This window comes from Paracoccus limosus (assembly GCF_009711185.1).
Taxonomy (GTDB): Bacteria; Pseudomonadota; Alphaproteobacteria; order Rhodobacterales; family Rhodobacteraceae; genus Paracoccus; species Paracoccus limosus.
On sequence record NZ_WMIF01000006.1, the window covers coordinates 104,572 to 117,846 of the forward strand.

The 13,275-nt window shown below is 66.6% G+C and carries 11 protein-coding genes; 6 read left to right on the top strand and 5 right to left on the bottom strand.

The features are described 5' to 3' along the window. Positions 1 to 28: 28 nt before the first annotated feature. Entirely contained in the window at positions 29 to 895 is an 867-nt protein-coding gene (locus GL279_RS06335) for an MBL fold metallo-hydrolase (RefSeq protein ID WP_155063776.1), read from the bottom strand. 56 nt (positions 896 to 951) lie between these two features. On the opposite strand from GL279_RS06335, the gene GL279_RS06340 reads away from it, so the two are divergent. From GL279_RS06340 to dps, 5 genes are all read left to right on the top strand, one after another. Beyond that, a complete protein-coding gene (locus GL279_RS06340; protein ID WP_155063777.1) occupies positions 952 to 2,292 on the top strand; it encodes an ATP-binding protein in 1,341 nt (446 codons plus the stop codon). A gap of 58 nt (positions 2,293 to 2,350) precedes the next feature. Beyond that, positions 2,351 to 3,277: an ACP S-malonyltransferase gene (gene fabD, locus GL279_RS06345; RefSeq protein ID WP_155063778.1), complete on the top strand. Its 927-nt coding sequence runs from the start codon at positions 2,351 to 2,353 to the stop codon at positions 3,275 to 3,277. 64 nt (positions 3,278 to 3,341) lie between these two features. Next, complete coding sequence (gene fabG / locus GL279_RS06350; protein WP_155063779.1) at positions 3,342 to 4,079, top strand: 3-oxoacyl-ACP reductase FabG; 738 nt, start codon at positions 3,342 to 3,344, stop codon at positions 4,077 to 4,079. Positions 4,080 to 4,216: 137 nt separating this feature from the next. Next, positions 4,217 to 4,450 carry an acyl carrier protein gene (locus tag GL279_RS06355; RefSeq protein ID WP_028720942.1) on the top strand — a complete coding sequence of 78 codons (234 nt, stop codon included), beginning with the start codon at positions 4,217 to 4,219 and terminating at the stop codon, positions 4,448 to 4,450. 145 nt (positions 4,451 to 4,595) lie between these two features. Next, positions 4,596 to 5,069 (top strand): DNA starvation/stationary phase protection protein Dps, encoded by a 474-nt coding sequence (gene dps, locus GL279_RS06360; protein ID WP_155063780.1) that lies wholly within the window; start codon positions 4,596 to 4,598, stop codon positions 5,067 to 5,069. Positions 5,070 to 5,132: 63 nt separating this feature from the next. On the opposite strand, the gene GL279_RS06365 is transcribed toward dps, so the two are convergent. Genes GL279_RS06365 through GL279_RS06380 form a run of 4 tightly spaced genes read right to left on the bottom strand, consistent with a single transcriptional unit; the run spans position 5,133 to position 9,675 of the window. Further along, positions 5,133 to 6,209 (bottom strand): BMP family ABC transporter substrate-binding protein, encoded by a 1,077-nt coding sequence (locus tag GL279_RS06365; RefSeq protein ID WP_155063781.1) that lies wholly within the window; start codon positions 6,207 to 6,209, stop codon positions 5,133 to 5,135. A gap of 25 nt (positions 6,210 to 6,234) precedes the next feature. Next, positions 6,235 to 7,113: an ABC transporter permease gene (locus GL279_RS06370; protein WP_155063782.1), complete on the bottom strand. Its 879-nt coding sequence runs from the start codon at positions 7,111 to 7,113 to the stop codon at positions 6,235 to 6,237. Continuing rightward, positions 7,110 to 8,180 (bottom strand): ABC transporter permease, encoded by a 1,071-nt coding sequence (locus GL279_RS06375; protein WP_155063783.1) that lies wholly within the window; start codon positions 8,178 to 8,180, stop codon positions 7,110 to 7,112. The genes GL279_RS06370 and GL279_RS06375 overlap by 4 nt, the downstream gene beginning before the upstream one ends. Continuing rightward, on the bottom strand, positions 8,167 to 9,675 hold the full coding sequence (locus tag GL279_RS06380; protein ID WP_343039726.1) for an ABC transporter ATP-binding protein: 1,509 nt from the start codon (positions 9,673 to 9,675) through the stop codon (positions 8,167 to 8,169). Before GL279_RS06380 ends, GL279_RS06375 begins: the two co-directional genes overlap by 14 nt. A 93-nt stretch (positions 9,676 to 9,768) precedes the next feature. Here GL279_RS06380 and dnaE point away from each other — a divergent pair, with 93 nt between their 5' ends. Then, on the top strand, positions 9,769 to 13,239 hold the full coding sequence (gene dnaE, locus GL279_RS06385; protein WP_155063784.1) for a DNA polymerase III subunit alpha: 3,471 nt from the start codon (positions 9,769 to 9,771) through the stop codon (positions 13,237 to 13,239). Positions 13,240 to 13,275 lie beyond the last annotated feature (36 nt).

Genomic DNA, 13,275 nt, shown 5'->3' on the forward strand with positions numbered 1-13,275 from the left:
GCTCCGGCGGCCGGCATCGGCCGCCGGGTCAAAGAGCGCGAAAGCACGAGGCGGCTGTGACTGGCCCCTCGGTTTCGACCGCGCCGATCTCGGCCAGGGCCAGCAGATGCGCCAGGACGTTGCGGCTGGCGGCGCGCTGCAATTGCGCCGGCACGTCATAGATCCGACGCGCCAGCCCCTCGGCATCATCCGGCGCCTGTCGCAGCGCGGCCAGAATCTGGCCGGTGCGGTCACGCCGGTGCCGCGCCAGCTCGGCCAGACGCGCCGCCGGGGCATCGATCGGCGCGCCATGCGCGGGCCAAAGCTGGCGCGCATCCTCGGCCTCAAGCCGGGTCAGGCTGCGGAAATAATCGGCCAGATCGCCGTCGGGCGGCGAGATCAGCGTCGATGACCAGCCCATCACCACATCGCCGCACAGGATCGCATCCCCCAACCGAAAGCTGAGATGGCCGGCGAAATGGCCGGGCGTGTGCAGCGCGGTCAGCGCCCATTCGTCGCTTTCGATCCGTGCCCCGTCACCCAGCAGCTGATCGGGCAGGAAATCGCGGTCCAGCCCCTCGCCACCGGCGATGCCGCCTTGCGCTGCCAGCCGCTGCATCAGGGCCGAGCGCCCGGCCTCAGCCGGGCCAAAGCCAAGGATCGGCGCCCCGGTCGCCTGCGCCAGCGCCCGCGCCCCGCCGGAATGGTCCAGATGCGCATGGGTGATCAGGATATGGCTGATTTCGGCCCCCGCTACGGCATTCAGGATCGCCTGACGGTGTTTGGGCAGGTCCGGGCCGGGATCGATCACCGCGATCTGCCGGCGCCCGACCAGAAACGTATTCGTGCCCGGCCCGGTCAGGGGCGAGGGGTTGGCGGCAGTCAGGACTCGCAGGGCTTCCGGGGCTTGGGTCATGGCGCTAAGCTAGCCTGCGACAGCCCCCTTGCGAAAGGGGCGCAAGGGGTGGGGCGATGGAATTCGACTGGCTGAAGCGGGTGATGCCTCGCGGTCTTTACGGCAGGGCGGCGCTGATCCTGTTCCTGCCGGTGGTGGTGGTCACGGTCGTGGTGACGGTGGTGTTCCTGCAGCGGCATTTCGAGGATGTGACGCTGCAGATGACCGGCGGCATGGCGCGCGAGATCGCGCTGGTCGCAACCCGCATCGACGCGGCGCCGGATCTGGAAAGCGCCCGCCGTGCCGCGCTGGACGACGCCGGCCCTTTGGGGCTGGAGCTGCACATGCCGGCGCGCGCCCCGGGGCAGGATTGGGTCGGCACTTTCGATCTGTCCGGCCGGGTGGTGATCCGCACGCTGCATGCCGCGATCCCGCAGGTGATCGGCGTCGATCTGACCCAGCGGCGCGAGGTGCGGGCCACGCTGGCGGGCCGTTTTGGGCCCTATGAGCTGGTGTTCCCGCGCGAGCGGGTCAGCGCCTCGAACCCGCATCAATTGCTGGTGCTGATGATCGGCACCTCGCTTTTGATGACCGCCATCGCCACGATCTTTCTGCGCAACCAGCTGCGCCCGATCAAGCGTCTGGCGCGCGCCGCCGAGGAATATGGCAAGGGCCGGATCATCCCCTATCGTCCCGCCGGCGCCAGCGAGATCCGGAGCGCCGGCACCGCCTTTCTGGAGATGCGCGCCCGGATCGAGCGCCAGAACGAGCAGCGCAAGCAGATGCTGTCGGGTGTCAGCCACGACCTGCGCACGCCCTTGACCCGGCTGCGGCTGGGCCTGTCGATGCTGTCACCCGACCTGCCGCCCGAACCCGATGAGATCGCGGCGCTGGAGGGTGATGTCGCGGCGATGGGGCGGATGGTCGACGCCTTTCTGGACCATGCCCGCGATGCGGCGCAGGATGCGCCGCCCGAGACGGTGCTGGCGTTGAATTTCGTGCGCGGCATCGTCGCCGACGCCCGGCGCGGCGGACAGGCAGTGGTGCTGGGCCCGCTGCAGGGCGATCTGGGCGGTAAGGCCACGTTCCGGCAGGACAGTCTGCGCCGCGCGGTCGAAAACCTGATCGGCAATGCCGTGCGCTATGGCGAGCGCGCCGAGGTCGAGGCCGCACTGGGGCCGAGCTATTTCCGCATCTCGGTCGAGGATGACGGGCCGGGCATCCCGCCCGAAAGCCGCGAAGAGGCGCTGAAGCCCTTTACCCGGCTGGACGCGGCGCGCAACCAGAACCGGGGGCAGGGCGTGGGGTTGGGCCTGTCGATTGCCACCGACATCGCCCGCGCCCATGGCGGGCAATTGCGGCTGGTCAAGGGCGAACGGCTGGGCGGGCTGCGCGCCGAGATCGTGATTCCACGCTAGCCGAGCCGGGGCGGAGCCGCTAAGGCTGGTACAAAGAAAAGCAAGAAGGACATGCAGGATGCGGGCTTTCGTATTTCCGGGTCAGGGTGCCCAGGTCGTCGGCATGGGGCGGGCATTGGCCGAAGCCTATCCGGCCGCCGCTGCGGTGTTTTCCGAGGTGGACGAGGCCTTGGGCGAAAAGCTCTCGGCGCTGGTCTGGGACGGCGATATCGAGACGCTGACCCTGACGCAGAACGCGCAGCCGGCGCTGATGGCGACCTCGATTGCCGCGCTGCGGGCGCTGGAGGCCGAGGGCTATGGCATCAAGGATGCGGCCTTTGTCGCCGGGCATTCGCTGGGTGAGTATTCGGCGCTGTGTGCGGCGGGTTCGCTGAGCCTTGCCGATACCGCGCGGCTGCTGCGCCTGCGCGGGCAGGCGATGCAAGAGGCGGTGCCGGTCGGGCAGGGCGCCATGGCTGCCATTCTGGGGCTGGATTTCGCCACCGTGGCGCAGCTGGCCCATGACGCGGCCGAGGGCGAGGTCTGTCAGGCTGCCAATGACAACGATCCGGGGCAGGTGGTGATCTCGGGGCAGAAGGCTGCGGTCGAACGTGCGGCGGCGCTGGCCAAGGAACGCGGCGCCAAGCGTGCGCTGATGCTGCCGGTTTCGGCGCCGTTCCATTCGGCGCTGATGCAGCCGGCGGCAGCGGTGATGGCCGAGGCCCTGGCCGGGGTCGAGATCGTCGCCCCCGCCGTGCAGCTGGTCGCCAATGTCAGCGCCTCGGCGGTGAGCGACCCGGCCGAGATCCGGCGGTTGCTGGTCGAGCAGGTCACCGGCTCGGTCCGCTGGCGCGAGTCGGTCGAGTTCCTGGCGGGCGCGGGCGTGACCGAGTTCTGGGAGATCGGTGCCGGCAAGGCGCTGTCGGGGATGATCAAGCGCATCGCCAAGGATGCGGTGGTGAAGAATATCGGCGCGCCGGCGGATATCGCGGCGCTGAAGGGCTGAGGGCGGGACCGGGGGCCAGCCCCCGGACCCCCGGGATATTGGGACACGAAAGAAGAGGTTTGGGATGTTCGATCTGACGGGCAAGAACGCGCTGGTGACCGGCGCCTCGGGCGGGATCGGCGGCGCCATCGCCGAGGCGTTGCATGCGGCGGGCGCCAGCGTCGTGCTGTCGGGCACGCGTGAGGCGCCGCTGCGCGAACTGGCCGAAAAGCTGGGTTCGCGGGCGCATGTCGTGACCGCGAACCTTGGCGATGCCGCTGCCGTCGAGGCGCTGCCGAAGGCGGCTGCCGAGGCCATGGGCTCGGTCGATATTCTGGTCAACAATGCCGGCATCACCCGCGACAACCTGTTCATGCGCATGTCCGATGAGGAATGGGCGCAGGTGATCGAGGTGAACCTGACCTCGAGCTTTCGGCTGTGCCGGGCGGTGCTGCGCGGCATGATGAAGGCGCGCTGGGGCCGGATCGTCAACATCAGCTCGGTCGTCGGCGCCACCGGCAATCCGGGGCAGGGCAATTACGCCGCTGCCAAAGCGGGTCTGGTGGGCATGTCGAAGAGCCTAGCCTATGAGGTCGCCTCGCGCGGGATCACCGTCAACTGCGTCGCGCCGGGTTTCATCGAGACGGCGATGACCGACAAGCTGAACGATGAGCAGAAGGGCCGGATCCTGACCCAGATCCCGGCGGGCCGGATGGGCAGTGCCCAGGAAATCGCCGCTGCCGCGCTGTATCTGTCCAGTGTCGAGGCGGGCTATGTCACTGGCACAACGCTGCATGTGAACGGCGGGATGGCGATGGTCTGATCGTGGTTTATGCGGTTGCAAGATCACACCTCCGTGCTATATCCCGCGAACAAGGCTGCAGGGGAACCGCCCTGGGCTGACTGTCGGCTGGTGTCGGCAATCTTTTGGGCGGATGCCCGTGAACATGAGGAAAAGACATGAGCGATATCGCTGATCGCGTGAAGAAAATCGTCGTCGAACACCTGGGCGTTGACGAGGACAAGGTGACCGAAAGCGCCTCGTTCATCGACGATCTGGGCGCCGATTCCCTCGACACCGTCGAGCTGGTCATGGCCTTCGAAGAAGAATTCGGCATCGAGATCCCGGATGACGCCGCCGAAACCATCCAGACTTTCGGCGATGCGGTGAAATTCATCCAGGGCGCCGTCTGATCGGATCAGGCGTTTCCAACGCTTTTGGGGCGATGCTTTCCAGGGGGAGGCATCGCCCCTTTTCTTTTGCGCTGTGGCATCCCGTCGCTGGAACCGGTCGCCTGATGCCGGGTTTTTTCACGACCCATCGCAAAGGAGACCCGCCATGCCCGTCAATCTGCAAGGCCTGACCGACAATGCCCGCAAGACCGCCGTGGCCGAGCTGAACGCCCGGCTGGCCGATGCGCTGGCGTTGTCGTCCGCCGTCAAACAGGCGCATTGGAACGTCAAGGGGCGCAACTTTATCGCTGTGCATGAGCTGTTCGACAGTGTTTTTGCCAATCTGCAGCTGCATGTCGACGAGATGGCCGAACGGGTGCAGCAGCTGGATGGCACCGCCATCGGCACGGTCGAGAAGGTGGCCAAGACCAGCAGCCTCAAGGAATATCCGACCGACCTGACCAAGGCCGAGGACCATCTGAAGGCGATTTGCGCGCGGATGCGGGACTATGGCGAGAAGCTGCGCGCGGCGATCGATGTGACCGGCGAGGCGGGCGATGCCGATACGGCGGACCTGCTGACCGCAGCCTCGCGCGCGGCGGACAAGGACCTGTGGTTCATGGAGAGCCATCTGGAATAGGCGCCGGCCGTATCCGGCTGGCGTGCCGGGGCCCGTCTGGGCCCCGGTCTGCGTCGTGCGGGGTTATTTCGGCATCGGCGCCGCGATGCCCTCGACATAGAAGTTCATCGAGGAGAGATCCTTGTCCTCGGCCTTCTGGCCCTCGGCCAGCCAGTCGCTGCCGTCCTGTTTCTTCAGCGGGCCGGTGAAGGGGTGGTATTCGCCCGAAGCGATCTTGGCCTTCAGCGCCTCGGCCTCGGCCTTGACTTCGGCGGGGACGGCATCGGTGATCTCGCCGATCTCGACCTCGCCATCGCCGATGCCCAGCCAGACCGAATGCGATTTCCACGATCCGTCCAGCGCCTCGCCGACGCGCTTGATGTAATAGGGCGCCCAGTTGTCGATGATGGCCGAGACGCGCGGCGTGGGTTTGAAGGCCGCCATGTCGCTGGCCTGACCAAAGCCGATGGCGCCGGCCTCTTGCGCCTTGGCCAGCGGTGCGGTCGAGTCGGTGTGTTGCAGGATCACGTCGACGCCCTCGGCGATCAGGGCGGCGGCGGCGTCGGCCTCTTTCGCGGGGTCGAACCAGGTATAGGCCCAGACCACCTTCATCTCGACATTCGGGTTCACCTTGCGGGCATGGATGAACGAGCTGTTGATGCCCTGAATGACCTCGGGGATCGGGAAGGAACCGATATAGCCGATCTTGTTCGACTTGGTCATCCGGCCGGCGATGGTGCCCATGACGGCGCGGCCTTCGTAGAAGCGGGCGTCATAGGTCGAGACGTTCTCGGCGGTCTTGTAGCCGGTGGCGTGCTCGAACTTCACATCGGGGAATTTCTTGGCGACGTTGATGGTGGCGTCCATGAAGCCAAAGCTGGTCGCGAAGATCAGCTTGTTGCCGGCCAGCGCCAGCTGCGTCAGCGCGCGTTCGGCATCGGCACCTTCGGGGACGGATTCGATGAAGGTGGTCTCGACCTTGTCGCCGTATTTTTCGACCACGGCCTTGCGGGCCAGATCGTGCTGGAAGCTCCAGCCGCCATCGCCCACCGGGCCGACATAGATGAAGCCGACCTTCAGCTTGTCCTCGGCGGCAAAGGACGGCAGGGCCGAGGCGGCGACCAGCGCTGCGGCGCTGCCAAGAAGGGTTCTGCGGTTCATAGTGCTCTCCTGGTGTTTGGCTGCCTCAGCGCAGCGCGTGGAAGGGCCGGCCCAGAGATCCGGGGGCAGCCCCCCCGCCTGAACGGCCGAATTTCTGCCGGGCCGAGATCAGCACCAGCACAAGGATCGTGGCAAGATAGGGCGCCATGGCCAGAAACTGCACCGGCACCGCCACGCCCGCCGCCTGCAGGCGCAGCTGCAAGACGGTGACACCGCCGAAAAGCCAGGCCCCGGCCAGCACGCCCCAAGGATTCCATTGCGCAAAGACCACGATGGCCAATGCGATCCAGCCGGCACCGGCGGTCATGCCCTCGGTCCATTGCAGCACGGTCGCGATGGAAATATAGGCCCCGCCCATGCCCGCCATGGCGCCGCCAAAGGCCAGTGCGGCGATGCGCATGGCGCGCACCGGATAGCCAAGGCCATGCGCCGCATCATGGTTTTCGCCGACCGCGCGCAGGATCAGTCCGGGGCGGGTGCGGACCAGAAACCACCAGACCACCGGCACCATGGCCAGTCCCAGCCAGATCATCCAGTTCAGCCCCAGCGGGCCGGCCATCATCGCGGGCGCCTTGACGCCTTCGTAGGGCTTGCCGAACATCGCAGTCAGGCCCAGCCCGAACAGCGTCAGCGCCAGCCCGGTCGCGACCTGGTTCGACAGCAGATATTGCGTCATCATCGCAAACAGCATCGACAGCGCCGCCCCGGCCAAGGCTGCGACGGCAAAGCCCAGCGCCGGGCTGCCGGTGGCATGGGCGGCAGCGAAACCGGCCAGCGCGCCGCCGACCATCATGCCCTCGACGCCGAGGTTTAGAACGCCCGCGCGTTCGGCGACCAGCTCGCCCAAGGCGGCGAACAGGATCGGGGTGGCGGCGCCCAAAAGCAGGATGAACACGGAAATCATGTGCGCCTCCGAATGCGGTAGCGGGTCAGAAGGTCGAAACCCAGCAGGAAGAACAAGAGCATGCCCTGAAACACCTGCACGGTGGCAGCGGGCAGATTCAGCATCATCTGCGCTAGTTCGCCGCCGATATAGGTCAGCGCCATCAAGAGCCCCGCCAGCAGGATGCCCAAGGGGTGCAGCCGGCCCAGAAAGGCCACGATGATCGCGGTAAAGCCGTAGCCCGAGCCAAAGCTTTCAGTGATCTGGCCCGCAGGCCCCGCGACCTCGAAAAGGCCGGCGAGACCGGCCAGCGCGCCCGAGACGCCCAGACACAAAGCCACCAGCCGCTCGGGGCGGACGCCGGCGAAACGCGCCGCGCGCGGGGCTGCGCCGGCGGTGCGGACCTGAAAGCCCAGCACATGGCGCGACATGATGAACCAGGTTGCGGCCAGCGCGACGATGGCCGCGATGCCGCCCCAATGCAGGCCGGAATTGGCGATCAGTTCCGGGTTCGCGGCGGCGGGATATTGTTGCAGGTTGCGCGAGCCGGGAAAGTTGAAGCCTTCGGGGTTCTTCATCGGACCAAAGGCCATCCATGCGGCGATCTTTTGCGCGACATAGACCAGCATCAGCGAGACGAGGATTTCCGACGCGCCGAACCAGTTCCTGAGCAGCGCCGGGATCATGCCCCAGGCCCAGCCACCAAGCGCCCCGGCCAGGATCATCGCCGGAAAGATCCAGAAGGCCTCGGCCGGATAGGCGGCCAGCGCCACGGCGGCACCGCAGATCGCGCCGATGATATATTGCCCCTCGGCGCCGATGTTCCAGATGCCGGCGCGGAACCCCAGCGCCAGCCCGCAGGCGATCAGGATCAGCGGCCCGGCCTTGACCAGCAGTTGCGGGCGCGAATAGCCGGCGGCGGGCCCGAACAGCGGATCCCAAAAGATGGTGCGGATCGCTGCCACCGGGTCAAAGCCCATGGCCGCGAACAACAGCCCGCCGACGAACATGGTCGCCAGCACGGCAAGGATCGGCGTCGCGATCTGCCAGCCCAGCGGCGCGCTGGCGCGGGGTTCAAGCCGGAACATGGCCGACCTCCATGCCATGGCCGCCGCCCAGCATCAGGCCGATTTCCTCGATGGTCAGGCCTTCGGTCGGGCGGGGCGCGGAAAGCCGCCCTTGGTTCAGCGCGCAAAAACGGTCGGAAAGTTCCAAAAGCTCATCCAGATCCTGCGAAATCACGATCACCCCGGCCTCGTTGCCGGCCAGATCCAGCAGCGCTTGCCGGATCGCGGCGGCGGCCCCGGCATCGACGCCCCATGTGGGCTGGTTCACGACCAGAACGCGCGGCTTGCCCAAGACCTCGCGGCCGATGACGAATTTCTGCAGATTGCCACCCGAAAGCGCGCCTGCCGCGGTGCCGGGACCGGGGGTGCGCACGTCAAAGGCATTGATGACGGCTTCGGCAAAGCGCCGGGCCGCGCTATGATCGACCAGCCCGTGGCGCACGAGGTTCTGGCGTGCGCCGGCGGTCAGCAAGGTGTTCTCGCTCAGCGAAAACTCGGGCACGGCGGCATGGCCCAGCCGGTCCTCGGGGGCCGACAGCAGGCCCAGCCTGCGCCGCGCCTCGGGACCCATGGCCGAAAGATCGGTGCCATCCATGATGACGGTGCCCGGCGCGGTCGGATCCTCGCCCGACAGCGCGGCCAGCAATTCCTCTTGTCCGTTGCCGGCGACGCCGCCGATGCCAAGGATCTCGCCCGCACGCAGCGTCAGGGCCACATCCTTCAGCGCCATCTCGCCGCTGCTCGACAGGTCCTGAACTTGCAGGATCTCGGCCCCCGGCACCCGGCCCGAGCGGTCGATGATCCGCATTTCGGCCCCGACCATCATCGCGGCCAGTTCGCGCGCCGAATGGGCGCGGGGGTCGACGGTGCCCACCACCTTGCCGTGGCGCAGGATGGTGGCGCGGTCGCAATGGCTGCGGATCTCGTCGAGCTTGTGGCTGATGTAAAGGATCGCCGTGCCCTGCGCGGCCAGCTGGCGCAGGGTCGCAAACAGGATCTCGGCCTCTTGCGGGGTCAGGACGCTGGTCGGCTCGTCCATGATCAGCAGGCGCGGGTCTTGCAGCAGGCAGCGGATGATCTCGACCCGCTGACGCTCGCCGGCCGACAGGCTGGCAATGCGGCGTGCCGGGTTCAGGGGCAGGCCATAGGCGGTCGAGACCTCACTGATGCGGCGCGAGAGATCAGCGCGGGGCGGCGGGTTCTCCATCCCCAGCGCGACGTTTTCGGCCACGGTCAACGCGTCGAACAGGCTGAAGTGCTGAAACACCATGGCGACGCCGGCGGCACGGGCGGCGCGGGGATCGGCGGGGGCATGCGGCTGGCCGTTCAGCACCATCCGCCCCTCGTCGGGGCGCACCAGCCCGTAGATCATCTTGACCAGCGTGGACTTGCCGGCGCCATTTTCGCCCAGCAGAGCGTGGATTTCGCCCCGTCCGACCGAAAAGCCGATATCGTCATTGGCGCGCACGCCGGGATAGGTTTTGCCCAGACCCTCGGCCCGGAAAACATCGGTCACTGTCGCGCCCCTGTCGATTTTCCACCCAGTCTTAGCGGATTTCCGCTGGTGGGCAATTGCACAGTTCGGCAGGTGGAGCCTAGATTGACCGCCATGGCCGAGACATCCCCCCGATTCATCCATCTGCGCACGCATTCCGAACACTCGTTGCTGGAAGGCGCCATCCCCGTCAAGAAACTTGCTGATCTCGCAGCAAAAAATGGCATGCCCGCCGTGGCGCTGACCGATACGAACGCGCTGTTCGCGGCGCTGGAATTCTCGATCAAGGCACAGGAATACGGGGTGCAGCCGATCATCGGCTGTCAGGTGACGCTGGCGGCCGACGTAACGGCACCTGTGGTCCTGCTGACGCAGAATGAGGCAGGCTGGCTCAATCTGATGGCGCTGTCGACCTGCCTCTATCTGCGCGAGGGCGGCGCGCTGCCCCATGTCACCCCCGACGAGCTGGCATCGCATGCCGAGGGGCTGATTTGCCTGACCGGCGGGCCGCTGGGGCCGTTGGGGCTGATGATCGCGCAGGGCCGTCTGCCCGAGGCCCGCGCGCTGGCCGAGCATCTGGCCGCGGCCTTTCCGAACCGGCTTTACGTCGAATTGCAGCGCCATCACGATGCCGAAGGCCGGCCTTTGCCCGAAGAACAGGCAGCCGAGGGCGGGCTGATCGATCTGGCCTATGCGCTGGACCTGCCACTGGTCGCGACCAATGACGTCTATTTCCCGACCACCGATCTTTATGCCGCGCATGACGCGCTGATCTGCATTTCCGAACGTGCCTATGTCGATCAGACCGCGCCGCGCCGCCGGCTGACACCGCAGCATTACTTCAAGTCGCCGGCCGAGATGGCAGCGCTGTTCGCCGATCTGCCCGAGGCGATCGCCAATACCGTCGAGATCGCCCGCCGCTGCGCCTTTGCGGTGAAAAAGCACAAGCCGATCCTGCCGCGCTTTGCCGATGACGAGGTCGAGGAGCTGCGCCGTCAGGCATGGGACGGGCTGCGCGCGCGCCTTGCCATCATCCCCCATGCCGTGCCGGTCGAGGAATACGAAGAGCGGCTGCGGTTTGAACTCGGCATCATCGAGCAGATGGGCTTTCCCGGCTATTTCCTGATCGTGGCCGATTTCATCAAATGGGCCAAGGATCACGGCATTCCGGTCGGGCCGGGGCGGGGGTCGGGCGCGGGCAGCCTTGTGGCCTATGCGCTGACCATCACCGACCTTGATCCGCTGCGCTACAGCCTGCTCTTTGAACGCTTCCTGAACCCGGAACGGGTGTCGATGCCCGACTTTGACATCGACTTCTGCATGGACCGGCGCGAGGAAGTGATCCGCTATGTCCAAGAGAAATATGGCCGCGACAAGGTCGGCCAGATCATCACCTTCGGCGCGCTTCTGTCTAAGGCGGCGGTGCGCGACGTGGGTCGGGTGCTGCAACTGCCGTTCGGGCAGGTGGACCGCCTCAGCAAGATGATCCCGGTCGAGGGCGTCAAGCCCGTCAGCGTCACCAAGGCGCTGGCCGAAGAGCCGCGCCTGCGCGAGGCCGCCCGCGAGGAAGTGGTGGGCCGGCTCTTGGACTATGCCGCCAAGCTTGAGGGGCTGCTGCGCAACGCCTCGACCCATGCCGCCGGCGTGGTGATCGGCGACCGGCCCTTGCACCATCTGGTGCCGCTTTACCGCGACCCGGCCTCCGACATGCCGGCGACGCAGTTCAACATGAAATGGGTCGAGCAGGCCGGGCTGGTCAAATTCGACTTTCTGGGCCTGAAGACCCTGACCGTGATCCAGAACGCGGTCGACCTGATCAATGGCGGCGGCCGGCCCTTGCATGTCGCGGCCGACGGGCGGGTGCTGTATCAGCCCGCGGCCGGGGCCGAGAACGAGATCAACCTGATCCCCTTGGACGACAAGCCCAGCTATGACCTGTTCGCCAGCGCCCGCACGGTCGCGGTGTTCCAGGTCGAAAGCTCGGGCATGATGGATGCGCTACGGCGCATGAAACCCACCTGCATCGAGGATATCGTCGCGCTGGTGGCCCTCTATCGTCCCGGCCCGATGGAGAACATCCCGACCTATTGCGAGGTCAAGAACGGTCAGCGCGAGCTGGAATCGCTGCACCCGACCATCGACCCGATTCTGGCCGAAACGCAGGGCATCATCGTCTATCAGGAACAGGTGATGCAGATCGCGCAGGTCATGGCGGGCTACAGCCTTGGCGGCGCCGACCTTTTGCGCCGCGCCATGGGCAAGAAGATCGCCGAAGAGATGGCGAAGGAGCGGCCCAAATTCGTCGAGGGCTGCAAGGCGCAGGAAATCGATGCGAAAAAGGCCGGCGAGGTCTTTGACCTGCTTGAGAAATTCGCGAACTACGGCTTCAACAAATCCCACGCCGCCGCCTATGCCGTGGTCAGCTATCAGACCGCATGGCTGAAGGCGAACCACCCGGTCGAATTCATGGCCGCAGTGATGAACTGCGATATCCACCTGACCGACAAGCTGGCGATCTACAAGCGCGAGGCGGACCGCATGGGGATCGAGACACTGCCGCCCTGCGTCAACCGCTCGATCGCCACGTTCAGCGTGCGGGATGGCAAGATCCTCTATGCGCTGGGCGCGCTGAAAGGGGTCGGCGTCGAGGCGATGAAGCTGATCACCGAGGCGCGCGGCGACCGGCCCTTCCGCGACCTGCACGATTTTGCTCGCCGCGTCGACATGAAGCGCGTGGGCAAGCGGCCGCTGGAGATGCTGGCGCGGGCAGGGGCCTTTGACTGTCTCGAGGAAAACCGGGCCCGGGTGTTGAAATCGCTGGATGGTCTGGTGGCGTGGTCGGCGGCGGTGCAAGAGGCCGCCGCCTCGTCGCAAAGCTCGCTGTTCGGCGGGGGCGAGGACCTGCCACCGCCTCGGCAGGTCGCCGCGCCGATCTGGCTGCCGACCGAAAAGTTGGGCGAGGAACATGCGGCGGTGGGCTTTTACCTGTCCGGCCATCCGCTGGACGATTACCTGCCCGCGCTGCGGCGCAAGAACGTGCAGACCCTGGCCGAGGTGACGCAGGCGGCAATGGACGGCGCGCTGGTCGCCTCGCTGGCCGGCACCGTGGCTTTCCGTCAGGAAAAGAAATCCGCGCGTGGCACGCGTTTTGCCTTTGTCGGCCTGTCGGACCCGACCGGCATGTATGAGGTGACGGTGTTTTCCGACACGCTGGACGCGCATCGCCAGCATCTGGAACCCGGCGCGAATGTGGTCCTGCAGGTGCAGGTCGAGCCGTCGGGCGATCAGGTCAAGCTGCTGGCGCGTTCGGTCGCGCCGCTGGATCAGGCGGTGGCCGATGCTGGTGCCAACCGGCTGGCGGTCGAGATTTCGGGTCTGGATGCGGTGCCGATGATCGCCGAAGCGCTGGCGCGGATTCAGGCCGAGATCAAGGCCCCCTCGCGCGCGCGTGGTCCGATTACCCTGCGGCTGAAGGATGGTGAGGATCTGGTCGATATCGAGATCACTGAGGACGCCCCCCTGACCACCCCGGCCCGTCAGGCCCTGCGCGTCATCCCCGGCGTGCTGGAGGTGCTGGAGGAGTAGCGGCGAAAGCTTATGCCGCGCAACGATATGGGGGAG